The sequence below is a fragment of the Streptomyces sp. NPDC092370 genome (assembly GCF_044755265.1).
Taxonomy (GTDB): domain Bacteria; phylum Actinomycetota; class Actinomycetes; order Streptomycetales; family Streptomycetaceae; genus Streptomyces.
This window is the reverse complement of sequence record NZ_JBIVQO010000004.1, coordinates 132,155-156,637: the sequence shown is the minus strand read 5'-3', so window position 1 is coordinate 156,637 and position 24,483 is coordinate 132,155. Positions and strand designations below refer to the sequence as shown.

Here is a 24,483-nt window from a genome sequence, read left to right as displayed (position 1 = left end):
ACGTCAACTTGGCAGAGATGGCAGTCCCGGAAGGGTGACAAGAATCCGGCAACCGCGCTCGGATTCGGCCACTCCGATCCGGCCCCCGTGCAGGTCCACCGCCCAGCGGGCGATCGCCAGGCCGAGACCCGTGCCGCCGTCACTGCCCGGCCCCTGCGGCCGCTTGGCGCTGCCGCGGTTGAACCGTTCGAAGACGCGGTGCCACTCGGACTTCGGAATGCCGGGTCCTTCGTCCAGGACCTCCAGCTCCAGCGACTCCGGAAGGGCGCCGCGTCGCGCCTTGACCGTCACCCGGCCGTGCGGCGGGCTGTGCTTGACCGCGTTGTCGATGAGATTGGCGACGACCTGGTGGATGCGCTCCGGGTCCGCGTGCGCGGTCAACTCCGGCGGGTGGACGTCGAGGTGCAGATGGACGTCGGTACGGGTGTGACTGCCCGAGCCGGTGGCGATGCCCGCGCGCACCGAGGCCACCATGTTGGCCTCCTTCAGCACGCCGGACAGATACGGCCAGACCTCGAACCGCCGCTGTTTCAGCGGTACGACGCCGTTGTCCAGGCGGGACAGGTCCAGCAGTGTCTCCACCAGCCGCCCGAGCCGCTCGGTCTGTTTCAGTGCCGTGCGCATCGTCTCCGGGTCGGCCTGCGTGACGCCGTCGACGATGTTCTCCAGCACCGCGCGCAGGCCCGCGATGGGTGTGCGCAGCTCGTGCGAGACGTTCGCCACGAGTTCCTTGCGCTGGCTGTCCTGGGCCTCCAGCTCGTCGGCCATGGCGTTGATCGTCACGGCCAGGTCGCCCAGTTCGTCACGGCGGTTCTCCCGCGTCCTGCGGGTGTAGTCGCCCTGCGAGATGGAGCGGGCCACCGCCGTCATCTCGTCCAGTGGTGCGGTGAGCGAATGGGCCACGAACTGCGTGATGAGAAGTGTGGCGATCATCGAGAAGACCGTGATGAAGCGCAGCTCCGTCTTCGTGTGCACCGCGATCACCGACAGACCGGTGGTGATCAGCACCGAGATGACGACCAGTGCGCCCAGCTTGGTCTTGATCGAGAACGGGCTCACCCCGCCCCAGGGATCCGGCTCCCCGGGGTTTCTCCGTCCGGTCGGCCCGCCGCTCATGGCGTCGGCGTCTCCAGGGCGTAACCCACGCCGTGCACCGTGCGGATCCGCTCGGCGCCGATCTTCCGGCGCAGCGCCTTGATGTGGCTGTCGACCGTGCGGGTGCCGGAGGCGTCCGCCCAGTCCCAGACCTCGGCGAGCAGCTGCTCACGGGAGAGCACCGCGCGCGGGGTGTTCGCCAGGCACACCAGCAGGTCGAACTCGGTGGGCGTGAGGTGGACGTCCTCGCTGCGCACCCGGACCCGGCGCTGGGCGTGGTCGATCTCCAGCTCGCCCAGGCGCAGGATGCCGGATCGGGGGGTGGCCGCCGCGATGGCGGCCCGCTCCACCCGGCGCAGCAGGACGTGCACGCGCGCCGCCAGCTCCCGCATCGAGAACGGCTTGGTCATGTAGTCGTCGGCGCCGACGCCGAGCCCGACCAGCATGTCGGTCTCGTCGTCGCGCGCGGTGAGCATCATCACCGGCACCGGGCGGGCGGCCTGCACACGCCGGCAGACCTCCAGGCCGTCGAAGCCGGGCAGCATGATGTCGAGGATCAGCAGGTCGGGCTGCCACGCCTCGGCCGTGTCGACCGCGGCCGGACCGTCACCCGCCGTTTGCACGAGGAACCCCTCGGCCCGCAGGCGGGTCGCGATGGCGTCCACGATCGTCGCGTCGTCCTCGACCACCAGGACCCGGCGCTGTGCGCCCGGAGTAGCCGTCGCCGAACCGTTGTGGGAGGTCTGTGTCTGCTCCATCGCCCGCCCCTGGGGTGTGCTTTCCCGGAATCAGTGGGGTGATTCCTTCTGACTGGCTATGCCTGCGCATGGTTGCGATTGACGCTTGAATGATCGGCGTCAGGGGAGCAGCGTACGGGGAGTCAGTACACCTTTGCTATCCAGGGCTGATGGCGAGGTGCACGACGTCCGGAACGCCCCGGGCAACCGGGATCTCTTCGGTACGCACCTGCTGGAACCCGGCATTCCGCAAGGTTTCTTCGAATTCCGGAGACGGCTGGGCGGACCAGACGGCGAGAACCCCGCCGGGTCTCAACACCCTTGCGCAGCTTGCCAGTCCGGCCTCCCGGTAGAGATGTCCGTTGCCCTGGGTGACGGTCCAGTCCGGTCCGTTGTCGATGTCGAGGCACAGGGCGTCGTACGTGTCGGATGTCTCATTGACGTGTGCGACGAGATCGGCTTCGACGATGGTCGTGCGGGGGTCCGCCTGGGCTTGGGCGGAGATCGCGGAGAGCGGGCCGTCGAGGTGCCACTCGACGATCGCGTGCTCGCGTTCCACCACCGTGATCCCGCCCCAGCGGGGGTCCGCCGCGGCGTGCGCGAGGGAGAAGCCGACGCCGAGTCCACCGATCAGGACGTCGGGACGGTCCCGGCCGGCCAGGGCGTCGAGTGCCGCGTCGACCAGCCGCCGCTCCGAGCGGCCGTCGGAGGTGTCCATCAGGAAACAGCCGTTGGAGATGATCTCCAGCCGGTCGTCGTGCCGCCGCAGCACCACCTCACCGTGCGGGCCCTCGCGACGGTCCAGGACGTCGGGTATGTCGTAAGGGGTAGGCATGGGGACATCCTGGCAGGGGAGGAGGGTGCGGCGCCGCGAATTCCGCCGTGGCCCGCGAGGGGGCGCGGGGCGAGGCTGTCGGTTTGCTGTGAATCCGCCCTCGCGTGGCGCGGGTCACAGACAGCGGACGGTCCGGGGCGAAGGCTGGGACACGAGGGAAAGGAGCGCCCGTCGTGAAACGCGCCGCGCCGCCCCACGAGAGGGCCACACCGACGCCGAGGGGCGCGCCCGTCCCGGACGTGCCCGGGCTGCTGGACGGGGTGCCGCGGCAGCGGAGTCCGCGCGAGACGGTGGGCGCGACGCTACGGGAACCCACTCCCGCGGCAGCGCCCCGGCGGTGGTCGCCGCGCCCCTGGCGGTTGCTGCCCACCCCCACCGGAACGCCGTTCACCTTCGGATACGCGGTCGTCCTCTGCCTCACCTCGCTGATCGCCGCGTACGCGGACCCGGCCCTGGTGCACGCCCTGCTCCAGGGCTCCAGCACGGATGTGACGCACCTGGCGCGGACGCCGGGGCTGGTGCTGATCGGCAGCGCGCTGTGGGTCGCGGGCGGGGTGACCTCGCTGTTCGCCATCGCCTTCGTGCTGGTGCTGACCGCGCTGGAACGGCGGGTAGGGGCCGTGCGGACGGCCGCCGTCTTCCTGCTCGGGCATGTGCTGGCCACCCTCGCGACCGAGGTTCCGGTGGGCGTCGCGGTCCTGGCCGGGCATCTGCCCGACAGCTCCCTGCACCGCCTCGACTACGGCGTCAGCTTCGGCGTCGCCGCGGGCATCGGCGCCCTGGCGGGCCTTCTGCCGCTGTGGCTGCGCCTGCCGCTGCTGGCCGGCTTCGGCTGGATGCTGCTCCAGGACCTGCTCGCCTTCACCGACCCGATGACGAACTGGGGGCATGTGATCGCCCTGGGCGTCGGGATCGCGACCTGGCCGGTGGTCCGGCGGTGGTACGCGGCGCGCCTCGGCCCGGCCGGGGTCTGACCGCGAGGTCCTTCAGGCCCGGGCGGGGGCCGGCGGCCCGTGCTTGGCGCTGGTCAGCGGGGCCACCATCTCCCAGCCCAGCGCCTCGTAGAGCCCTCGGCCCGCGGGGGTGCCGGCCAGGACTCCGGTCCGCGCCCCCTGCCGGACGGCGGCGTTCTGCAACGTCCGCACGACGAGGCTGCCCAGACCCTTGCGGCGGTGCTCGGGGGCCGTCTCGATCTGGTCGACCACGGCGGTCTCGCCCGTCGGGGTGACCTGTCCGCGGGCGGCCAGGGACCCGTCCGGCGCGGCCACCATCAGACGGGTCACTCCACCGCGCGACCACTCGCGCAGCCGGAAGCCCTCGGGAACGGCCGGAGCATCGTCCGCCTTCAAGGGGACCGTCATCAGGCAGCCGGGCTCGGGGTCGATCCACCAGCTGTCGTCCAGCCAGCCGGAGACCACCGAGGGGTCCCGGAAGGCCTTCAGCCACACACCCTGGCCGGTCACCCCGTCGGCCACCTTGCGGACGGTCGTCTCGTCGAGGCTCTCGCCCGTCGCGCCGAACACGTGCCGCGTGACGTGGCCGTACATCCCCATGTCGATGGTCCAGCCCCACGGCTCGGCCAGGGGCGGGGCGGCACCGCGCGACACGACCCATCCGTTCACCCAGGCCTGCACAGTTCCGTCCACGTCATCCCCCTGTAATGAGCGAGAAACCTGATCATCCCTTACATGGGGGACCTTACGCGCCTTCCGGCTCCCGGTGTCACGGGTGATCGCTGACAGCGAACAGCGGGCTGGGAACATCCGGGGTCACCCAAGCATTGAGTCGGCATAGCTCAACTTGACTGCCGAAGGGGAGATCATGGCTTCGACGTCCACACCGCTCACCCTGCCCGTGCTGCCGCTCGACGGAGAGGTCGTGCTGCCCGGGATGGTGGTCCCGCTGGACCTGAGCGATTCCGAGGTCCGTGCCGCGGTGGAGGCCGCACAGGCCGCTGCCCGGTCAACGCCCGGAAAGCCCCGGGTACTCCTGGTGCCACGCATCGACGGGACGTACGCGAACACCGGTGTCCTCGGCACCGTCGAGCAGGTCGGCCGGCTGGCCGACGGTGATCCCGGTGCGCTGATCCGGGGCCGGGGCCGGGTGCGCATCGGTGCGGGGACGACCGGTCCTGGCGCCGCCCTCTGGGTGGAGGGCACCAGCGTCGACGAGACCGTGCCGGAGCCGCTGCCCGGGCAGGTCGCCGAACTGGTCAAGGAGTACAAGGCCCTCGCCACCGCCTGGCTGCGCAAGCGCGGCGCCTGGCAGGTCGTCGACCGGGTCCAGGCCATCGACGACGTCTCGGCGCTCGCCGACAACTCCGGCTACTCGCCGTTCCTGACCACCGACCAGAAGGTCGAGCTGCTGGAGACCGCCGACCCGGTGGCCCGGCTCAAGCTCGCCACCCAGCAGCTGCGCGACCACCTCGCCGAGCAGGACGTGGCCGAGTCCATCGCCAAGGACGTCCAGGAGGGCGTCGACAAGCAGCAGCGCGAGTTCCTGCTGCGGCGCCAGCTGGAAGCGGTCCGCAAGGAGCTGCGCGAGCTGAACGGCGAGCAGGAGGGCGAGGAGTCCGACGACTACCGCGCCCGCGTCGAGGCCGCCGACCTGCCCGAGAAGGTCCGCGAGGCCGCTCTCAAGGAGGTCGACAAGCTGGAGCGGTCCTCCGACCAGTCGCCCGAGGGCTCCTGGATCCGCACCTGGCTCGACACGGTCCTGGAGATGCCGTGGAACGAGCGCACCGAGGACGCCTACGACATCCGGGGCGCCAAGGAGGTGCTGGACGCCGAGCACTCCGGCCTGGAGGACGTCAAGGAGCGCATCACCGAGTACCTGGCGGTGCGCAAGCGGCGCAACGACCGGGGGCTGGGCGTCATCGGCGGGCGGCGCGGCGGTGCCGTGCTCGCGCTCGTCGGGCCGCCCGGCGTCGGCAAGACCAGCCTCGGCGAGTCCGTCGCCCACGCGATGGGCCGCAAGTTCGTCCGCGTCGCCCTCGGCGGCGTCCGCGACGAGGCGGAGATCCGCGGCCACCGGCGCACCTATGTCGGTGCCCTGCCGGGCCGTGTCGTGCGGGCCATCAAGGAGGCCGGGTCCATGAACCCGGTCGTGCTGCTCGACGAGATCGACAAGGTCGGCTCGGACTTCCGGGGCGACCCGGCCGCCGCCCTGCTCGAAGTGCTCGACCCGGCGCAGAACCACACCTTCCGGGACCACTACCTGGAGGTCGAGCTGGACCTGTCGGACGTCGTCTTCCTTGCCACGGCCAACGTCCTGGAGGCGATCCCGGAGGCCCTGGCCGACCGGATGGAGATCGTCCGCCTGGACGGCTACACCGAGGACGAGAAGGTCGTCATCGCCCGCGACCACCTGCTCCCGCGCCAGCTGGAGCGGGCCGGGCTCGGCACGGACGAGGTGATCATCGACGAGAGCGCCCTGCGCAAGCTGGCCGGCGAGTACACCCGCGAAGCGGGCGTGCGCACCCTGGAGCGGTCCGTCGCGCGCCTGCTGCGCAAGATCGCCGCCCAGCACGAACTGGGCGAGCGCAAGCTGCCGTTCACCGTCCGGGACGAGGACCTGCGCGACCTGATCGGCCGGCCGCACCACGTGCCCGAGTCCGCCCAGGACCCGGCCGAGCGGCGGACGTCCGTGCCGGGCGTGGCCACCGGGCTCGCGGTGACCGGGGCGGGCGGTGACGTGCTGTACGTCGAGGCGTCGCTGGCCGACCCCGAGACGGGCGCGGCCGGACTGACGCTGACCGGTCAGCTCGGAGAGGTGATGAAGGAGTCCGCGCAGATCGCGCTGAGCTTCCTGCGCTCCCACGGTGCCGAACTCGAACTGCCGGTGGGCGACCTGAAGGACCGGGGCGTGCACATCCACTTCCCGGCGGGCGCGGTCCCCAAGGACGGCCCGAGCGCCGGCATCACGATGACCACGGCCCTCGCGTCCCTGCTGTCCGGACGTCTGGTCCGCACGGACGTGGCGATGACCGGCGAGGTCTCACTGACGGGGCGGGTCCTGCCGATCGGCGGTGTGAAGCAGAAGCTGCTCGCGGCGCACCGGGCCGGCGTCACCACAGTGATCATCCCCAAGCGCAACGAGCCCGACCTGGACGACGTCCCGGCGGAGGTGCTGGACACGCTCGACGTCCACGCCGTCACCGACGTCCGTCAGGTCCTGGAACTGGCGCTCGCGCCCGCGACGAGCGCGGCGGCGCCGGAGGTTCCGGTCGCGGCGATGGGGGCATCTCCCAGGCTTCGGGCACTGGGGGAGGACGTGGCCGGATGAAGGAAGGCCCGGGCCTCCCGCGCGGGAGGCCCGGGCCTTCACGATGTGATGGCCCTGTGGGCAGGAGTGCCCTGACCTGCGGAATACTTGCCGAACTGCGCCGATCACGGCAGGTGGCGGAAAATCCCAGTACCGGCATTCTCACGACCGGGCGACGACCGAGGCAGGGGCTGACGTGCACGAGGGCGGCAACGACGACGGACACCGCGACGCCGGTGTGGCCGCAAGCGGTGTGGATCAGCCCGCCTTCCTGGCGCTGGAGCGCGAGCTGACCGTGCTGCTGCGGCGCGCCCGGGCCAGCCAGGGCGAGATGGCCCGCGAGGTCCACCCCGACCTGGAGTCGTCCGCGTACGGCCTGCTGGTCCGGCTGGACGAGTGCGGAAAACAGCGGGCCACCGAGCTCGCCGCCTACATCGGGGTCGGCAAGGCGACGATGTCCCGCCAGCTGCGCGCCCTGGAGGACCTCGGGCTGGTCGCGCGCGAGCCCGACCCCGCCGACGGACGCGCCTGGCTCGTCGCCCTCACCCAGGAGGGCCACGACCGGGTCCGCCGGGTCCGGGAGGCCCGCCGCGCCCGCTACGCCGGCCGCCTGGCCGACTGGGACTCCCGCGAGGTCACGGAACTGGCCCGGCTGCTGCACCAGCTCAACCGCGGCATGGAGAAGTAGACCGGACACCCCCTAGAACTCGACGAACACCACGGTCGCGTCGTCGTGCCTCTTGCTCCTGCCCAGGAACGTCGCGGCGGCGTCCGACCGCTCCAGTGTCCGGACGCGGTCGAGAAGTGCCTGCGGGCCCTCCTTGCGGACGACGTGGAAGCAGTCCGCCCAGTCGCCCTCCTCGAACCGCTCCACCCAGCGGGTGGCACCGTCCGTCAGCACGGCCAGGGCGCGCACCTCGTTGCGCGGCAGGGTGCCGGTCACCGCTCGGCGGGCCACCGAAGGGTCCGCGGCCGCCGTGAAGAAGCCGCCCTCCCTGTTGCGGAGCGTGGAGTCAACCAGCGCGTCGGTCGCCAGCGCCGAGCGGGGGAGCAGGGCCAGCCGGTCGTCGAGGACGGGCGTCACCAGGCCGTCCGGGGACTCCAGGAGAAGGGCGGAGTCCGACAGGACCAGATACTCCACCGTGTCCGGATCCCAGCGGGCCGCCACCACCGTGGCCTGAGGCGTCCGAGGGTGAGAAAGGTCACAGGTTGCGGCGTGTGCCCCGGAGGTACGCGCGATGGCACGGGACAAGGCGTCGACCAGGGGAACATCCGGCAGTGAAACGGTCAGTTCGGTCAGTGCTCCACCGAGGCGAGCGGTGAACCAGGGGACGGAATGCAGACAGCCCGTCCCGGCCTTCGGTGGCGTGACCCCGTCCAGGACGACGACCGAACCGCCCTGCCCCGAAGCCGGTAGCCCGACGCCGGCGAAGTCCTCGTTGGGGCGGTCGGCGTCTCCCGGCTCCGAGGCGAGTTCAGTTCGCATCCGGCCAGTCTGCACGAGCCCTTCACAAAGTTCGCAAGAGGTCGGCAAGGGTCGCGTGACCGGCGCAGCCACGCAGGTCAGACGCCAGGTTTGGGCTGGAATGATTTGTTCCGGGAAGGCGTGGTGGCGAATACTGCCACCGGCTGTCCCCGTCGTCCAACCGGCGTGCCGCGCACGGCCGCTGCGAAAGCCCGCGGAACTTGCCCCTCAACTCCCCTCCGAGGTTCACTCCTTCGAGTGGCGGGTCAGGTGATGCGCATGCGCTGCCCACCGGCGCTGGGAGGGTCGGGAAGTGTACCGGGAGTACGCGCCAGTTGACGGAGCGTTATCCGGGCCCAAGGGTTCACGAGTCAGGAATGCGAGCACCGGTGCAGAAGACGCGGCCTCGTCGCACAGGCAAGCAGACGGCCCCTGTTCAGGGCGCTGAGCCGGCATCCCCCACCGGCAAGGGCCGCCCCACCCACGTACGCAACCGGCTGATCGTCGCCGTGGCCGTGGTCGCCGCGGCCATCGCCGGTGCCGGCACCCCGTCCGTCCTCGCCGCCTCCGGGCAACTCCACGACTCCCAGGAACTGGTGACGCTCGCGGAGCAGACCCAGGACGCGCTCACCCTCGCGCACTCCCTCGCCGACGAGCGGGACGACGTCACCTCCTACATCGCGGCCGGGCGCCCCAAGACCAAGGCGCCCTCCGAGCAGCGCAGCGCCCGGGTGGACCGGCAGGTCGAGGAACTGCGGTCCGACACCGACACGCCAGCCCCGCTCCGCTCGGACCTCGACGCCATAGCGGCCGTGCGCAGGGCGGCGCTCACCGGCAAGAGCAGCGCCCTCGAAGCGCACCAGGCGTACTCCATCACCATCACCGAACTCCACCGGCTCGCCGAACAGCTGGCGCAGCAGACGCCGCCGCGCGCCGGTGAGGGCGGTTACGCCCTGGCCGAGCTCGATTCCGCCGTCCAGCAGGCCGCCGCGGCCCGCGGGCTGCTGCTCGCCGCGCTCAGCGTGCCGAGCAGCACCCAGACGGTCATCGACCCCGTCACCGGCCTGCCGACCGAGACCACCTCCTCCTCGGACGCAGACACCCGCCAGCGCGACGTCCTGAGCGCCGCCGCCCAGCAGGCCCGGCTGCGCTCCGACGCGGCCCTGGCCGACTTCCGCGGCACCGCCCCCAAGCCGGCCCGCGCCTCCTTCGACTCCACGGTGACCGGCACCGAGGTCAACTCCGCCGACAAGTACCTCGCCTCCCTGACCGACCAGCCGACGCTCTCCCGCAGCGATCTCGCCACCAGCACCAAGAAGCTCGACGCCGCCCTGTCCGCCCGCGTCGACCTGATGCGCGGCGTGGAGTCGGCCCTCTACGACCGGCGCACCAAGGACCTCGAGGCGCTGCGCGACGACGACGTCACCGCGCTGGAGATCCGCATCGCCGTCCTCGGCGCGCTCATGCTGCTCGCCGTCGGTGTCGCCACGGGCATGGCCCGCAGCCTCACCCGCCCGCTCGCGGTCCTGCGCCTGGGGTCCAAGCGCCTCGCCGAGGCCGAGGACCCGGCGGCCGAGGAGCCGGTGAAGTTCACCGGCCGCAACGACGAGTTCGCCCAGGTCGTCCGCTCCGTCAACGCCCTGCACGCGCACGCGGCCGCCCTCACCGAGCGCATCACCACGCTGGAGTCCGACCGCAAGCACCTCGTCGGCCAGCGCCAGAAGATGGCCGACGCACGCGAGGAGCTGCGCGGCGAACTCGCCGAGTCCGCCGCCCAGCTGGAACGGCTGCGCACGGCCATCGGCGGGACGTTCGTCAACCTCGCGCTGCGCACGCTCGGCCTGGTCGAGCGGCAACTGGCCGTGATCGAGAACCTGGAGGAGCGCGAGCAGGACCCGGACCGGCTCGCCACGCTGTTCAAGCTCGACCACTTCGCGACGGTCATGCGCCGGCACAGCGAGAACCTCCTGGTCCTCGCCGGCACCGAGCACGTCCAGCACGCCGCCGGGCCGGTGCCGCTGGTGGACGTCGTGCGGGCCGCGGTGAGCGAGATCGAGCGGTACGAGCGGGTCAGGATCGCCGCGCTGCCGCCGCACGCGCACATCGCCGGGTTCGCCGCCGACGACCTCTCCCACCTGCTGGCCGAACTCATGGAGAACGCCACCTCGTTCTCCCCGCCCGACCTGCCCGTCGAGATCTCCGGCTGGCTCCTGGAGAACGGCGAGGTCGTGCTCTCCGTCCAGGACGAGGGCATCGGCATGACCGAGGAACGGCTGGAGCGCCTCAACTCCCGCCTCACCGACTTCGACCCCGAGGCGCCGTACGACCAGGAGGGCGAGGACGGTCTGGGCCTCGGCCTGTACGTCGTGGCCCGGCTCGCCCACCGCCACGGCGTGCGCGTCCAGTTGCGCGAGCAGAAGCAGGGCGGTGTCGCGGCGGTCGTCGTCCTGCCCCGCACGCTCCTCGCCGCCGCCCCGACCGTGGCCGTCCCGGCCTCCGGCACCCAGGCCGGCGCGACCCACTCCTTCTCCTTCCCGGGTGCCGACGCCGAGGCCAACTCCAATGTCCTGCCCGGCCGCACGGCCGGTGACGACCCGTTGGTGGCCCTGGCGGAGAAGGCGGTGCAGCGGGACGAGACCGCGGAGAGCACCGGTGCCGCCCAGCACCCGGAACCGGCAGGGGAGCCGGAGACGGCAGAGGCGACGGAGGGGGCAGAGGCGACGGAGACGGCCGAGGCGGCCCTACCGCCGGCCCAGGCCGAGCCGGAAGCACCCGCGGCACCCGCCGAGCCGGAAGCACCCGCGGCACCCGCCGAGCCGGAAGCACCCGCGGCACCCGCCGAACCGGCCGGGACCGCGGCACCGGCGGCACCCGCCGAACCGGCCGCGCCCATGGAACCCGCCGCCGCAGACGCCGAACCGGCCCGGACCGCGGCACCCGTCGCACCCGTGGAACCCGCCGCCTCCGCCGAACCGGCCGGGACCGCGGCACCCGTGGAGTCCCCCGCGGAGACCACGATGGAACTGCTCATCCCGGCGCAACAGGGGGCGCCGGACCCGGCTCAGGGTGAGACGGCGGCAGCCGAGGACGGGACCGGCCCTCGGAGCCCGCTCGCACCCGAGGACGCACCCCGCACGGGAGATGCGGACGGGGACGAGAGCCGGGAGCACGAGCGCGCTCCCGACGGGGAGGAGGACCGCGTCACCGACAAGGGCCTCCCCAAGCGCACTCCCAAGATCACCGCACCGACCACCGCCCCGCGCCAGCGCAGCGGCTCCGTCGACGCCGATGCCCTGCGCCGCCGTCTCGGCGGCTTCCGCCAGGGGGCGCAGGCCGGCTACCGCGACGTGGAGGCGGAGATCGCCGAGGGGACGGCCTCGCACCAGCGGCCGGCCGCCGGCACCGCAGGACCAGCTGAATCCGAAGAAGCCACGGGGGGCACAGTCGAGGAGGCAAGCAGTTGACCGCTCCCAGTACCTTCGGACTGATCGGACTGAGCAGTGAGGCCCGCAACCTGCACTGGCTGCTGACCAACCTCGTCGAGGAGGTGCCCGGCATCCTCTCGGTCGCTGTCGTCTCGTCCGACGGACTGCTCCTGCTCTCCTCCGACGACACCCGCAACAAGGAGGCGAGGGAGGCGCTGCAAGCCGCCGGGTCCCGGCGCACCGGGCCGCGCGGCTCCGCCGCCGACCTGGCCACCATCGTCTCCGGCATCGGCAGCCTCACCATCGGCGCCGCGAAGCTGATGGACTTCGGCGGGATCAAGCACACGATGGTCGCGATGGACGAGGGCAGTCTGTTCGTGATGTCGATCAGCGACGGCTCGCTGCTCGGCGTCCACGGTTCCGCGGACTGCGACATGAGCGTCGTGGCGTACCACATGGCCCTGTTCGTCGGCCGGGCCGGCCATGTGCTGACGCCCGAACTCCGCAGCGAGCTCCGCAAATCGCTGGAGGAGTCCCAGACGACGGGGAGTGCCCGATGAGCAGTACGCCCAAGCACCACCTCCCGGTCCGCGGCGGCGACCGCAAACCCGCCCGGGTCCGCCCCTATTCGCTCACCGGCGGCCGCACCCGGTTCGGCCACGTCCTCCTGGTGGAGACCTTCGTGGCGAGCACGGCCGCGCTGGACGCCCCGGAGGAGCGCAAGGAACTGACGAACGGCAACCTCTCCACCCGCGTCATGCCGGAGCTGCGGGCCATCGTCGAGCTGTGCCGCCGGATGCGTACGGTGGCCGAGATCGCCGCGCTGCTGAAGATGCCGCTCGGCGTGGTCCGCGTGCTCCTGAGCGACCTCGCGGACCAGGGAAAGATCCGTGTGTACGGAACGGGTACCGGCCATGGCACGGGCCGCCCGGACCGCGCTCTGCTGGAAAGGGTGCTGAGTGGACTCCGTCGTCTCTGACGCCGCTCACGGCGTATCTGGTTCCTCCCCGTTCGTCCAGCCCGGCGAGAGCATGCACGCCTGGGAGACGGACCGCACCCGTGCCCCGATCGCCACGAAGATCGTGGTGGCGGGCGGCTTCGGCGTCGGCAAGACCACCCTGGTCACCGCCGTCTCGGAGATCACGCCCCTGCAGACCGAGGCGCTGATGACCGAGGCGAGCGAGGCGACCGACGACCTCACCGCCACGCCCGGCAAGACCACCACCACCGTCGCCATGGACTTCGGGCGCATCACGCTCGACGACGATCTGGTGCTCTACCTGTTCGGCACGCCGGGCCAGCAGCGGTTCTGGTTCATGTGGGACGACATCGTGCGCGGCGCGATCGGCGCCGTCGTCCTGGCCGACACCCGCCGCCTGAAGGACTGCTTCCCGGTCCTGGACTACTTCGAGAGCTCCGGGCTGCCGTACGTGGTCGCGGTCAACCACTTCGACGGCAGCGAGCTGTTCGAGCCGGAGGACGTGCGGGAGGCCTTGACCATCCCGCGCCACATACCTGTCATGATCATGGACGCGCGTCGCCGGATCTCCGTGATCGAGACCCTCCTGGCCCTCGTGGGCCACGCGCTCGACGAAACCCCCGAGTAGAGGACAGCCCGCATGCGGAAGATACTCGTCGTCGGAGCCGGTCAGTCCGGGCTCCAGATCGCCCTCGGCCTCCAGTCACAGGGGTACGAGGTCACCCTGATGTCCAACCGGACGGCGGACGAGATCCGCACCGGCCGGGTCATGTCCACGCAGTGCATGTTCCACACGGCACTCCAGCACGAGCGCGATCTCCAGCTGAACTTCTGGGAGTCCCAGGCCCCGAAGATCGAAGGACTCGGCGTCTCGGTCGCAGCCCCCGGCTCCTGGGCCGAAGGCCCGTCCGCCCGCGCCATCGACTGGCTGGGCAAGCTCGACGGATTCGCCCAGTCGATCGACCAGCGCGTGAAGATGGCCGGCTGGATGGAGACGTTCGCCCAGCGCGGCGGCCAGCTCGTCATCCACGGCGCGGCCGTCGGCGACCTCGACTACTTCTCCCGCACCTACGACCTGGTGCTCGTCGCGGCCGGCAAGGGCGAGCTGGTCCAGATGTTCGGCCGTGACGCCGAGCGCTCCCCCTACAGCGAGCCGCAGCGCGCGCTGGCCGTGGCGTACGTCCACGGCCTCGGCCCGCGCCCCGAGCACCCCGGCACCGAAGCGGTCCGCTGCAATCTCGTGCCGGGCGTCGGCGAACTGTTCGTCATGCCCTGTCTGACCACCTCCGGTCGCGCCGACATCCTGTTCTGGGAGGGCATACCCGGCGGCCCGCTCGACGTCTTCAACGGCGTCAAGGACCCCGCGGAGCACCTCTCCCTGACCCTGGAACTCATGGAGCGGTACGTCCCCTGGGAGTACGCGCGGGCCACCAAGGTCGAACTCACCGACGCCGGCGGCACGCTGGCCGGGCGCTACGCCCCCACCGTCCGAGGCCCCATCGGCCGCCTCCCGGGCGGCGGGCTGGTCCTCGGCGTCGCCGACGTGGTCGTCGCCAACGACCCGATCACCGGGCAGGGCTCCAACTCGGCGTCCAAGTGCGCCGCCGCGTACCTCTCCTCGATCGTCGAGCACGGCGACAAGCCGTTCGACGAGGAGTGGATGCGGGCCACCTTCGACCGCTACTGGGACACCGCCCAGCACGTCACCAAGTGGACCAACGCGATGCTCGCGCCGCCGCCGGAGCACATCCTGAACCTCATCGGCGCCGCCGGTGAGCTCCAGCCGGTCGCCGACCGCTTCGCCAACGGCTTCAACAACCCGGCCGACTTCGAGAACTTCTTCTACGACCCGGCGAAGACCCAGGCCTACCTGGCCGAGGTGTCGGGCGCGGGCGCCGCATAATCCCCGACGTCCGCACGATTAATCCCCGACGTCCGCACGATCCCCGTCGTCCGCATCACCCCCGTCGCCGTCGTAACCCTCGTCCGAGCCGTCCATGGCGCCCTCGGGGAGCTCCGGCGGCTCGTAACGCCGCAAGGGCTCCCCGTCCGGGTCCGGCCGCACCGCGCCCAGGACCGGGTTGGCCGCGATGGGTGACACCTTCACCTTCGCGCCCGGACGGGGCGCCTGGACGACCATGCCGTCCCCGAGGTACAGCGCGACGTGCGTGGCCTCGGGGAAGTACACCACCAGGTCGCCCGGGCGCAGCTCGTCCAGCCGGACCCGCTCCAACTGCTCCCACTGCTCCTGGCTGGTCCGGGGGATGGGCGTACCCGCCGCGGCCCAGGCCCGCGAGGTCAGCCCCGAGCAGTCGTACGCCCCCGGGCCCTCCGCGCCCCACTCGTACGGCTTGCCGATCTGCCGCACGGCGTAGCGCACGGCCCGGGCGCCCCCGGCCGACGGGGTGCGGACGGTGCCGCTGCTCCCCGCGTGCCCGAGCGCGCCGGACGTCACGAACTTCTCCTGCGCCTTCGTGACGCCGTTCCGCTCGAACTCGGCGAGGTCGCTGAGCCGGTCGAGGCTGAGGGAGGCGAGCATTCCTTCCACGTCGTGGAGGCGGGAGCGGACCTCGTCCCGTTCCTTCCTGCGCCGCTCGGTGAGGGCGAGCTGCTCGTCGAGGGCCTTGCGGGCCTTGCGGGCCAGCTCGTGGGCCTTGCGCTCGTCGACGGTCAGCCGGCCGGTGGTGTCCGCCCGCTCCCGTGCGAGCCGGCCGATCACATGGCCCTGCTCGATCGCGCGCTGCGGGTCGCGGGCCAGGAGCAGGCGTACGTACGGGGAGATGCCGGTGCTGCTCTGGTACTGCTGCCGGGCCAGCCGGCCGGCCGCGCCCCGGCTGTCGTGCAGGGAGAGCCGGGCGCGGGCCAGGGCCCGGTCCAGACGGTCGGTCTCGGCGCGCTGCTTCTTCAGCTTCTCCTCGGTGGCGTTGTAGGCCTCGGTGGCCTCCTCGGCCTTCCGGTACAGCGTCTGAAGATCCGTCAGGAGTCCGGCGATGTCGCGCTGTTCCGTGCCCGGCTCGGGCACGGCCGCGGCCGGGACGGGCGCCAGGACGGTTCCGGCCGACGACGCCGCGATGCAGACCAGACGCAGGAAATTTGCTGACATGCCATCACCTCCGTTGCGGGGGCGGCGTGGTGCCGCCGGACATCGTGAGGATCAGGCGTGTGCGCGCGGTGCGCGCGGTGGGTGTGCGCGGTTCGGCGCAACGGGTTCACCCGTCGGCGTCGTCCGGCTTGCCGGGCGGCGTGGTGTCTGGCCTGCCGCGGGGCGTGGCGCTCGGCTTCGACCAGGGCCAGTTGAGCCGGCGGGGCGGGACGCCTTCCGGGGCGTACTCGTACTTCCAGCGGTTGGTCAGGCCCACCTTGCCCGGCCCCCGGGGGACACGGCGGTAGACGAGCACGGTGTCCGGCCCGCCGTCGGGGTCAGGGACGGGGATGCGGTACGTCTTGGGCGGGTGGCCGGTGATGCCGAGGAGGACGGGCAGGACCCTGCCGTCCATGGGCCCGCCCTCGAAGGGGGTCTCTTCGCTTCTCACGGGACCAGTGTCAGACATCCTCGGCGAGGGCCCGGACCAGGGCGTCGGTCTGCGGGTCGCGCCGGGCGGTCACCGTCAGCATCGCCATGAACTGCTCGACGAGCCAGTCGCGCAGCTCCCCGGCGGGGGGTTGCTTGTCCTCGTCGAGCCAGATGAGTGAACACGCCTCGACGGCCGTGATCCACATGCGGATGGTCATACGCAGGCTCGGGCCGGGCCCGGTGACGCCCAGGTGGCTGAGGATGTGCTCGGCGGCGACACGGCGGACACCGTCGACGATGGCGGTGGTGCGTGAGGTCTCCACGACGCTGCCGCCCTGGAGGAGGGCGCTGAAGCCGGTGTCGTGCTCGTCGACGAAAGCGAGGTAGCGGTCGAGGGCGCGGGACAGCCGGGCGAGGAGGGGGCCCTCGCGGGGTTCGTCGAAGCAGTGCTGGAGCTCGTCGGCGGCGGAGCGCAGGGCGGCCTCGTAGAGCTGCTGCTTGCCGCCCGGGAAGTACCGGTACACCAGGGGCCGCGAGACCCCGGCCGCCTCCGCCACGTCGTCGAGGGACACCTCCTCCGGGGCGCGGTGGGCGAAGAGGCCCAGCGCGGAGGTGAGCAGCTGACTGCGGCGTTCCTCGACGCTGAGTCGCCGGTAGGCGGGGGTGGGGGCGGCTGGTGTCATGCTCCGCAGGGTAATCGGGGGGCCGGGGCGCTGCGTAGCGGAGAACGGGGCGGGTGCGGAGTGCCTTCTCGCGGGTGTGGGCCGACGCGGCCTCTCGCGCCGTCCGGCGTCCACGAACGGGAAGTCGACGGCGGTCATCCGGGGCGCCTTGGCGATCAGTTCTGCCGTGCCCCGGCTCTGAACATGTCGTGCGGAACGGGGCGAGCGCGCCGCGTCGGCGGTCACTGAGGGCGCAGAGGCCCGGGTGGGCGGGTGACTCGGCGAAGAACCTGGTGGCCGTCACGCCGTCGGCCGCGCCTTCCTGGCCGCTCCGCCGGCAGGCGCTGCGAAGGAGGGTGGCCCGGGAGCTGCCATGGGGCGAGTGAAGGGGGCCCTACGCTCGCCCGGCGAATCGGGCAGGTACTGGTCCTTGGACACCCGGCACAGACGTGACGGCACCGGGTGGCGGGGGAGCCACGGTGTGGCCGGTTCGCGGTCTTGTCGGCGGGTTGTCCCGGCTTCACCCTTTCAGGGTTACTGGTGACCATGAGGGGGGAACGTGCCGTTCGGCCGGGATGACAGGGATGTGCTCCGTCGGATCAGCGACCAGGTCGGTCAGCTCACAGCCGATCTCGCGGCGGTCAAGCAGCAGGTGACGGATCAGCAGTACGCCATCGACCAGTTCCGGCAGGACACCGTCGCCGCTGCCGTCGCCGCAGCACTCGCCGACATCCGGACCGCCGTCCCCGAAGGAGCCGAGAGCGTCGTCGACGGGCGCGTCGCCGACATCGAGCGTGAGCTCGTCACCATCGGCGGTGCCATCGCCCGGTTGGAGGACCGGCTTCGCTCCACCGCCGCGCCGGCCCCGGAAGCGGCCGCACCGCAACCCCCGTCGCCCACCAGGGCCGCCGCCGGGCCCGAGCCGAAGACTCCGGGCGAGGGCCCGTCGGACGTCGCGACACTGCGGGCGGCCGCCGGCATCTCGGCGGCCAGGCTCCTGGCGCACCGGGACACCTGGGAGTTCCTGGTCAAGCGCGCCGGGACGGACCAGCACTTCCACGTCCCCGGCGCCGTCACGGAGGTGGACGAAACCGTCTGCGCCCACCTCTCCGGGCCCAGCCTCGTAGCCGTCCTCACCAGCCTCGACGACGTCAGGCGGGACACGGCCGCGGACCTCGGCACCCAAGCCATCGCCCACCACCTCCACCAGCGCATCGGCGACATCGTCAAGGAGATCGCGCAGGATCCCCGTACCGGTCCCGACTGCGACCCCGTGACCATCCGTGTCGATGACCGCCTCAAGCCCGACGGCGAGAGCGACGAGCAGCGGTGACCTCGCGACGCCCCACCCGGGTCCGCCGAGTGGGGCGTCGAGCCGTCCGCCCCGCTACGCCAGCAGCCCCGACGACTTCCACAGCCGGCGGCCGACCCCCCGCAGCACCCCGATGTCGTCGAGGAAGTCGGTCAGGCGCTTGGAGCCGTTCTGCATGACCTCCCGACGGTGGCCGCTCGCCCGGACCTGGGCGAGGGCCTCGCGCTTGTCGAGGCCCACGTTCGTGTAGACCTCGGGGTTCACGAAGGCCACGGAGAAGACGCGGGCGAACTCGCCGGAGGTGACGCGGGTGAACTCCTGGGACCACTTGGGGGCCGTCACCATCTGGCGGCGGAGTTCCTCGCGGGCGTACCGGACGTGGCGCGCCTCCTCCACGACGTGGATGCGGGTGACACCGCGGACGAGGCTCTGGACCCGCTCGTCGGGGAACGTCAGGCGCTGCATCCAGTCGAGGACCTCCTCGCCCAGCAGGGTCGCCGTGAAGGAACCCGGGGTGGTGGAGATGGTCTTGAACAGGCGGCCGAGCTGCTGGTGTGCGCGGCTGACCGGGTACCAGGGCGTGTCGCCCCGGGCGATCAGCCGGGCGAACATCTTGGAGTGCCGGCACTCGTCCTCGATCTCGGTGAGCGCGTAGCGGACGTGCGCGCTCGTCGCCGCCTTGTCGTAGATGTGCCGGACCAGCAGCTGCATCAGGATGATCTCGAACCAGATGCCCAGGGAGGCCAGGGCCGCGGCCTCGTGCTGGGAGAGCAGGATCCGCTGCTCCTCGCCCATCCGCTTCCACAGAGGGGTGTCGTAGAGCGACACCAGCTCGGGCGGCCAGAACCACTTGCCCTCCTCGAAGGGCGCGTCCCAGTCCAGCTCCTTGTCCGGGTCGAAGGAGTGCTTGGCGGAGGAGTCGAGCAGCCGTTGGGCCACCTGCTCCCGGTCCTTCAGCAGGCCGAGGGCATCGCGCAGTCCGTCGAGCGCGTCGGCTTCCGTCAGGGTCGTCATGGCTGCCCACCTCGTTGTGCACACGTCACTGTTTCTCTTATGAGACTGCCTGTCAGCAAGCTCGTCAATCCCCTGCGCGCAACTTGTTGACCCGGTGTCTACCACGTGTGAGCCTGCGGGCATGCCGACCTTCGACCTGTACGCCATGGAACCGCAAGAGCCCGTCCGGCAGGTGCCGGCGAGCGGCGCGGCCCGCTTCAACTGGGAGTACGACGACGGCCGCGACCGCCTCCTGGCCCTCTACCAGAAGGGCAAGGACAAGCAGTGGGACGGCCAGAAGCGCATCGACTGGGAGCTGGAGGTGGATCCCTACGATCCGCTCGGGACCCCGGACGAGGCGATAACACTCCACGGAACCCGGCACTGGGCGAAGCTGACGGAGAAGGACAAGGGCGACCTGCGCCGGCACTACGCCTCCTGGCAGTTCAGCCAGTTCCTGCACGGCGAGCAGGGCGCGATGATCTGCGCCGCGCGGATCGTGGAGTCGGTCCCCGACCTGGACGCGAAGTTCTACTCCGCGACCCAGACCATGGACGAGGCCCGGCACGCCGAGATCTACGGCCGGTTCCTGCACGAGAAGATCGGGATGCTGTACCCGATCAACGACAACCTCCAGTCCCTGCTGGACGACACGCTGCGCGATGCCCGCTGGGACATGCCCTACCTGGGCATGCAGGTGCTGATCGAGGGCCTCGCGCTGGCCGCCTTCGGGATGATCAGGGACACGACGGACAAGCCGTTGCCGAAGCAGATCCTCGCCTACGTCATGCAGGACGAGGCCCGGCACGTGGCCTTCGGGCGGATGGCCCTGCGCGACTACTACCGTCAGCTCACGGACGCCGAGTTGAGGGAGCGCGAGGAGTTCGTCATCGAGGGCTGCTACCTCATGCGGGACCGGCTGCGGGGCGTGGAGGTCCTGGAGAACTTCGGCATCCCCAAGGCCGAGGCGGAGGAGTACAGCGAGCAGTCCGAGTTCCTCACCCTGTTCCGCAAGCTCCTCTTCAGCCGCATCGTCCCCTGCGTCAAGGACATCGGTCTGTGGGGCAAACGCCTCCAGCAGGCCTACGTCGACATGGGTGTGCTGGAGATGGGCGACTCCAGCCTCGACCTGCTGATGTCCCAGGACGAGGAGATCGCCGAGAAGCTCGACGCCGAGCGCTTCGCGGCGGAGGAGAGGGAACGGGTCGCCGAGGTGCGCGATGCGATCGACGCGGGGCGAGGAACCGCCGGGTGAACTCCCGCTAGAGCGCGCAGCCCAGACCCTCCGGCACCTCGCCGATCAGTGGCGTCGCCCCCTGGGGCGGGAACGACGTCCGCAGGGTGAAGGCGTACGGCGTCGGCCCGTGGGTGCGCAGGTGCAACACGCGCGATTCGGCCTCGGCGACCGTGGGGCGGTGGCCCACCGGGACCCACCAGAGGGCCACCATGGCCTCCTGGACACGCTCGAACCACTCGCGGCGGCGGGCGAGCATCTCCCGGTGCCGGCCCTGGTACATGTACGCGGTCAGGGCGTTCGTGTCGCGCCACACCGACATGTTGATGATCAGCCAGGAGTCGCCGAAGACGGGCACGTCCGTGGCGTCGTCGCCGGCCTCGCCCTGCAGACGCCAGACGAAACCGTCGGCCCCGTCCGCGTCCGCGTTCACCGGATCGAGGTTGTCGACGAAGTCCTTCAGCTGCGGGGAGTCCAGCGGGGCCTTGAGACGGCCGAGGTTGACCTGGGCGAGTTCGTACGCGGCGGAGGGCTCAGTCATGGACCGAACGGTAGGTCGGGAGATCCTTCTCCCGCCACCCCCGTCTCATCCACCGGTCGGCCGCCAACCGGGCGAGGCGTCAGGGGATGTCAGCACCGCCTCCATCACCGCCCGCGCGATCGGTGCCGCGTCGCCGCCCCCGCTGATCTCCCCGCGGTCCGCCTCGGCGTCCTCCACGACGACCGCGACCGCCACCCGCGCCGCCAGGTCCCGGTCGCCCTGCGCCCAGGAGACGAACCAGGCGTACGGCGTACCGGAGTTGCCGAGGCCGTGCTGGGCGGTGCCGGTCTTGCCGCCGACCGTGGCACCGCGGATCGCGGCGTTGTGTCCGGTGCCGTTCTCGACCACCTCCCGCATCATCGCCCGCAGCCGGACCGCGGTGGACGGGTACATCGCCTGGCGGATCGCCCGCGAGCCGCCCGTCGCGAGGGTGCTGCCGCCCGGCCGGGTCGTGCGCTCCACCAGGTAGGGGTCTCGCACCTGGCCGCCGTTCGCCACGGCCGCCGCGACCATCGCCATCTGCAGCGGTGTGGCGCGGGTGTTGTACTGGCCGATCGACGACAGGGCCAGCTGGGCCTTGTCGACGGTGGTGTCGAAGGTGGACCGGGCCACCGGAAAGGGGATCCTCAACTGCCCGTTGTTGAAGCCGAAGGCGTGCGCCGTGGCCGTCATGCCCGTGACCCCCACCTCCACCCCGAGCTTGGCGAACACCGTGTTGCAGGAGAAGGTGAAGGCCTCCCGCACGGACGCGTCCGCGCAGCCCTTCGACGCGTTCGTCAGGCGGGTGCGCGTCCCGGGCAGCCGGTAGGGATCGGGGGAGTCGGTCGGCGCTTCGAGGTCGGTGACCACACCGGCGTCCAGCGCGGCGGCGGCCGTGACGACCTTGAAGGTCGAGCCCGGCGGATACGTCTGCCGCACCGCCCGGTTGAGCATCGGCCGGTCCTTGTCGGCGTTGAGCCGCGTCCAGGCCTCGGCCGCCGCGGAGCCGTTGCCGGACAGCGGCTGCGGGTCGTAGGACGGGGCGGACACCAGGGCGAGGATCCGGCCGGTCGACGGCTCCAGCGCCGCCACGGCGCCCTTGCGGCCGGCGAGTGCCTGGTACGCCGCCTGCTGCGCGGCCGGGTGGAGCGTCGTGACGACGTCCCCGCCGGCGTTGCGGGCGCGCGTGAAGTCGTTCCACAGCGGGAACGGCGCGAGCATCGGGTCCGCGCCGGACAGCACGCCGTCCTCGGTGCTCTCCAGCAGAGTCGTCCCGTACAGCTGGGAGGCGAAGCCGGTGACGGGGGCGTACAGGGGCCCGTCGGCGTAGGTCCGTTCGTAGCGGAGGTGCTCGCGGGTGTCCCTGGACCCGGTGACGGGCCGGCCCCCGACCAGGATGTTCCCGCGGGGCAGCTCGTAGCGCGCGATGTCGGGACGCCGGTTGGCCGGGTTGCGGTCGTACGACGGGGCCTGGACGACCTGGACCCGGGCCGCGTTCAGCAGCAGCGCCACCAGCAGCAGGGCGCAGAAGTATCCGGCGTGCCGGATGTGCCGGGTCACCGGACGCCCTGCCCGTCGTAACTCCGCCGGGCCGAGTCGCTCACCCGGACCAGCAGCGCCACGATCGCCCAGTTGGTGACCACCGACGACCCTCCCTGGGCCAGGAACGGCATCGCCATGCCGGTCAGCGGGATCAGTCCGGTCACGCCTCCCGCGATCACGAACACCTGGAGCGCCACCAGTGAGGCGAGGCCCACCGCGAGCAGTCGGCCGAAGGGCTCGCGCTGGTCGAGACCCGCCCGGAAGCCGCGCTCCACCAGCAGCGCGTAGAGGAGGAAGACGGCGCTGAGACCGGCCAGGCCGAGTTCCTCGCCCGCGGTGGCCAGGATGAAGTCCGACTTCACGGCGAAGCCGATGAGGAACGAGTGGCCGAGTCCGAGGCCCGTGCCGAGCATGCCGCCCTCCGCGAAGGCGAACAGCGACTGGGCGAGCTGGTTCGCTCCCTCGCCCGCCTCGATGGAGGCGAAGGGGTGCAGCCAGGTCTCGATCCTGCTGTGCACGTGCGGCTCCAGCCGGCCGACGGCGACCGCGCCCAGCGCGGCCAGCAGCAGGCCGACCGCGATCCAGCCGGTGCGTCCGGTGGCGACGTAGAGGAGGACCACGAAGAGGCCGAAGAAGAGCAGCGACGTGCCGAGGTCGCGCTCCAGGACGAGCACACCCACGCTCACCAGCCAGACGGCGACGATCGGGCCGAGCACGCGGCCGGTCGGCAACTGGAGCTTCCAGACACGGCGGCCGGTGTAGGCGAGGGCGTTGCGGTTCGCCGCCAGGTACGCGGCGAAGAACACCGCCAGCAGCACCTTCGCGAACTCGCCCGGCTGGATGGAGAACCCCGCGATCCGGATCCAGATGCGGGCCCCGTTCACCGCCGGGAAGAGGATCGGCAGGGTGAGCAGCACCAGGGCCGCGACGACACAGACGTACGTGTAGCGCTGGAGGACCCGGTAATCGCGCAGCAGCAGGACGACCAGGATGAACAGCGCCACGCCCAGGGTCGACCACACCAGCTGGGCCGGTGCCGCCCGATCGCCGGGGGTCTCCAGGTCGAGCCGGTAGATCAGCACCAGGCCGAGCCCGTTCAGCAGCACCCCGATCGGCAGGAGCAGCGGGTCGGCGCACGGGGCCCGCAGGCGTACCGCCAGATGGGCCAGCAGCGCCAGTACACCCAGCCCGGCGCCGTAGCCGGCGGCACCGGGCGGAAGCGCCCCGTGCCGGGCCAGGCCGACGGCGCAGTAGCCGTACACCGACAGCAGGACGGCCAGCACGATGAGGGTGAGCTCGATGCCCCGGCGCCGGGGGAGGGGGCGGACGGCGGGTGCGGGCGGGTCCGCCGTCGCCACGGTGATTCCGGCCTTGCTCATGTCCGGAACCTACCCAAACAGAGTGACTCGTGCGCCTTTGGGTGACAGGGCGTCAGCACCAGCGTGGCGCGGGGCCGATGTTGTCGATGTGCCGGGCCGCGCCCCAGGCCCAGGTGCCGTCCGTCAGGAGGTACCAGAGCGGATTGCCCTGGACGGTCTCGCCGCCCGTCTTGCAGAAGATCTTGACGACCTCGCCCCGGTGGGTGTAGCGGATGATCTGCGAACCGCGGTTCGGGGCGCTGCGCAGCGCCAGCGTGTCCGCCGTGACGACCCCCTCGTAGAGGCTCGGGTCGTGGTGCCCGTTCCCGCCGCTGGGGTCGTGGTGGTTGTTGCCGTTGCCGCCGCTGGGGTCCTGTTGGCCGTTGCCGTTGCCGCCGCTCGGGTCGTGGTGGCTGTTGCCGTTGCCCCCGCTCGGGTCCCAGTCGTCGGAGGCGGCGGCGGGCGTGACGGCGGCCGCGGCGGCGAGGAGTCCGGCGGCAGCGGCTATGCAGATACGGAAGCGCAAGGACATGGGAGATACCTCCATGT

General features: G+C 71.6%; 23 protein-coding genes. 10 read left to right on the top strand and 13 right to left on the bottom strand.

The genetic code is table 11. The features are described 5' to 3' along the window. Positions 1–3: 3 nt before the first annotated feature. The 3 genes from ACIQHQ_RS14735 to ACIQHQ_RS14725 all read right to left on the bottom strand — a co-directional run bounded on the left by ACIQHQ_RS14735 (position 4) and on the right by ACIQHQ_RS14725 (position 2,667). The gene (locus ACIQHQ_RS14735; RefSeq protein WP_402612295.1) at positions 4–1,116 is read right to left on the bottom strand and encodes a sensor histidine kinase; all 1,113 of its coding nucleotides are present in this window, start codon (positions 1,114–1,116) and stop codon (positions 4–6) included. After that, complete coding sequence (locus tag ACIQHQ_RS14730; protein WP_030851757.1) at positions 1,113–1,853, bottom strand: response regulator transcription factor; 741 nt, start codon at positions 1,851–1,853, stop codon at positions 1,113–1,115. The genes ACIQHQ_RS14735 and ACIQHQ_RS14730 overlap by 4 nt, the downstream gene beginning before the upstream one ends. Before the next feature lie 136 nt (positions 1,854–1,989). After that, positions 1,990–2,667 carry a spermidine synthase gene (locus ACIQHQ_RS14725; protein WP_402612294.1) on the bottom strand — a complete coding sequence of 226 codons (678 nt, stop codon included), beginning with the start codon at positions 2,665–2,667 and terminating at the stop codon, positions 1,990–1,992. Between the two features lie 173 nt (positions 2,668–2,840). Here ACIQHQ_RS14725 and ACIQHQ_RS14720 point away from each other — a divergent pair, with 173 nt between their 5' ends. Then, on the top strand, positions 2,841–3,641 hold the full coding sequence (locus ACIQHQ_RS14720) for a rhomboid-like protein (RefSeq protein WP_402612293.1): 801 nt from the start codon (positions 2,841–2,843) through the stop codon (positions 3,639–3,641). A gap of 12 nt (positions 3,642–3,653) precedes the next feature. On the opposite strand, the gene ACIQHQ_RS14715 is transcribed toward ACIQHQ_RS14720, so the two are convergent. After that, positions 3,654–4,313, bottom strand: coding sequence for a GNAT family N-acetyltransferase (locus ACIQHQ_RS14715; protein WP_402612292.1), 660 nt, complete (start codon positions 4,311–4,313; stop codon positions 3,654–3,656). A 175-nt stretch (positions 4,314–4,488) separates the two neighbouring features. Here ACIQHQ_RS14715 and lon point away from each other — a divergent pair, with 175 nt between their 5' ends. Continuing rightward, complete coding sequence (gene lon, locus ACIQHQ_RS14710) at positions 4,489–6,951, top strand: endopeptidase La (RefSeq protein WP_402612291.1); 2,463 nt, start codon at positions 4,489–4,491, stop codon at positions 6,949–6,951. Positions 6,952–7,126: 175 nt separating this feature from the next. Continuing rightward, positions 7,127–7,618 carry a MarR family winged helix-turn-helix transcriptional regulator gene (locus ACIQHQ_RS14705; RefSeq protein WP_402612290.1) on the top strand — a complete coding sequence of 164 codons (492 nt, stop codon included), beginning with the start codon at positions 7,127–7,129 and terminating at the stop codon, positions 7,616–7,618. A gap of 12 nt (positions 7,619–7,630) precedes the next feature. Here ACIQHQ_RS14705 and ACIQHQ_RS14700 read toward each other — a convergent pair whose 3' ends face one another. Beyond that, positions 7,631–8,416: a protein phosphatase 2C domain-containing protein gene (locus ACIQHQ_RS14700; RefSeq protein WP_402612289.1), complete on the bottom strand. Its 786-nt coding sequence runs from the start codon at positions 8,414–8,416 to the stop codon at positions 7,631–7,633. Between the two features lie 368 nt (positions 8,417–8,784). Here ACIQHQ_RS14700 and ACIQHQ_RS14695 point away from each other — a divergent pair, with 368 nt between their 5' ends. Genes ACIQHQ_RS14695 through ACIQHQ_RS14675 form a run of 5 tightly spaced genes read left to right on the top strand, consistent with a single transcriptional unit; the run spans position 8,785 to position 14,702 of the window. Further along, on the top strand, positions 8,785–11,859 hold the full coding sequence (locus ACIQHQ_RS14695; RefSeq protein ID WP_402612288.1) for a nitrate- and nitrite sensing domain-containing protein: 3,075 nt from the start codon (positions 8,785–8,787) through the stop codon (positions 11,857–11,859). After that, positions 11,856–12,380: a roadblock/LC7 domain-containing protein gene (locus ACIQHQ_RS14690; protein ID WP_402612287.1), complete on the top strand. Its 525-nt coding sequence runs from the start codon at positions 11,856–11,858 to the stop codon at positions 12,378–12,380. Before ACIQHQ_RS14695 ends, ACIQHQ_RS14690 begins: the two co-directional genes overlap by 4 nt. Continuing rightward, a complete protein-coding gene (locus ACIQHQ_RS14685) occupies positions 12,377–12,799 on the top strand; it encodes a DUF742 domain-containing protein (protein WP_097220385.1) in 423 nt (140 codons plus the stop codon). Before ACIQHQ_RS14690 ends, ACIQHQ_RS14685 begins: the two co-directional genes overlap by 4 nt. Continuing rightward, positions 12,780–13,427: an ATP/GTP-binding protein gene (locus tag ACIQHQ_RS14680; protein WP_352115310.1), complete on the top strand. Its 648-nt coding sequence runs from the start codon at positions 12,780–12,782 to the stop codon at positions 13,425–13,427. Before ACIQHQ_RS14685 ends, ACIQHQ_RS14680 begins: the two co-directional genes overlap by 20 nt. 12 nt (positions 13,428–13,439) lie before the next feature. After that, positions 13,440–14,702, top strand: coding sequence for a styrene monooxygenase/indole monooxygenase family protein (locus ACIQHQ_RS14675; RefSeq protein ID WP_402612286.1), 1,263 nt, complete (start codon positions 13,440–13,442; stop codon positions 14,700–14,702). Between the two features lie 18 nt (positions 14,703–14,720). Here the strand turns inward: ACIQHQ_RS14675 and ACIQHQ_RS14670 are convergent, their stop codons facing one another. The 3 genes from ACIQHQ_RS14670 to ACIQHQ_RS14660 form a co-directional block, all read right to left on the bottom strand. Beyond that, the gene (locus ACIQHQ_RS14670) at positions 14,721–15,902 is read right to left on the bottom strand and encodes an NlpC/P60 family protein (protein WP_402612285.1); all 1,182 of its coding nucleotides are present in this window, start codon (positions 15,900–15,902) and stop codon (positions 14,721–14,723) included. Positions 15,903–16,008: 106 nt separating this feature from the next. After that, positions 16,009–16,332, bottom strand: a complete 324-nt coding sequence (locus ACIQHQ_RS14665) for a hypothetical protein (protein ID WP_402612284.1) — start codon at positions 16,330–16,332, stop codon at positions 16,009–16,011. 10 nt (positions 16,333–16,342) lie between these two features. After that, complete coding sequence (locus tag ACIQHQ_RS14660; protein WP_402612283.1) at positions 16,343–16,996, bottom strand: TetR/AcrR family transcriptional regulator; 654 nt, start codon at positions 16,994–16,996, stop codon at positions 16,343–16,345. 565 nt (positions 16,997–17,561) lie between these two features. Between ACIQHQ_RS14660 and ACIQHQ_RS14655 the strand changes: the two genes are divergently transcribed. Beyond that, the gene (locus ACIQHQ_RS14655) at positions 17,562–18,308 is read left to right on the top strand and encodes a hypothetical protein (protein ID WP_402612282.1); all 747 of its coding nucleotides are present in this window, start codon (positions 17,562–17,564) and stop codon (positions 18,306–18,308) included. Between the two features lie 54 nt (positions 18,309–18,362). On the opposite strand, the gene ACIQHQ_RS14650 is transcribed toward ACIQHQ_RS14655, so the two are convergent. Beyond that, the gene (locus ACIQHQ_RS14650; protein ID WP_402612281.1) at positions 18,363–19,301 is read right to left on the bottom strand and encodes a diiron oxygenase; all 939 of its coding nucleotides are present in this window, start codon (positions 19,299–19,301) and stop codon (positions 18,363–18,365) included. Positions 19,302–19,422: 121 nt separating this feature from the next. On the opposite strand from ACIQHQ_RS14650, the gene ACIQHQ_RS14645 reads away from it, so the two are divergent. Then, a complete protein-coding gene (locus tag ACIQHQ_RS14645; RefSeq protein WP_402612280.1) occupies positions 19,423–20,535 on the top strand; it encodes a ferritin-like domain-containing protein in 1,113 nt (370 codons plus the stop codon). A 7-nt stretch (positions 20,536–20,542) separates the two neighbouring features. Here ACIQHQ_RS14645 and ACIQHQ_RS14640 read toward each other — a convergent pair whose 3' ends face one another. From ACIQHQ_RS14640 to ACIQHQ_RS14625, 4 genes are read right to left on the bottom strand one after another with little or no spacing between them, the layout of a single operon-like run. After that, positions 20,543–21,055, bottom strand: coding sequence for a DUF3291 domain-containing protein (locus ACIQHQ_RS14640; RefSeq protein ID WP_402612279.1), 513 nt, complete (start codon positions 21,053–21,055; stop codon positions 20,543–20,545). A 45-nt stretch (positions 21,056–21,100) separates the two neighbouring features. Then, entirely contained in the window at positions 21,101–22,594 is a 1,494-nt protein-coding gene (locus ACIQHQ_RS14635; protein WP_402612278.1) for a penicillin-binding transpeptidase domain-containing protein, read from the bottom strand. Then, a complete protein-coding gene (locus tag ACIQHQ_RS14630; protein ID WP_402612277.1) occupies positions 22,591–23,955 on the bottom strand; it encodes an FtsW/RodA/SpoVE family cell cycle protein in 1,365 nt (454 codons plus the stop codon). Before ACIQHQ_RS14630 ends, ACIQHQ_RS14635 begins: the two co-directional genes overlap by 4 nt. A 52-nt stretch (positions 23,956–24,007) precedes the next feature. Further along, positions 24,008–24,466, bottom strand: a complete 459-nt coding sequence (locus tag ACIQHQ_RS14625; protein ID WP_402612276.1) for an SH3 domain-containing protein — start codon at positions 24,464–24,466, stop codon at positions 24,008–24,010. Positions 24,467–24,483 lie beyond the last annotated feature (17 nt).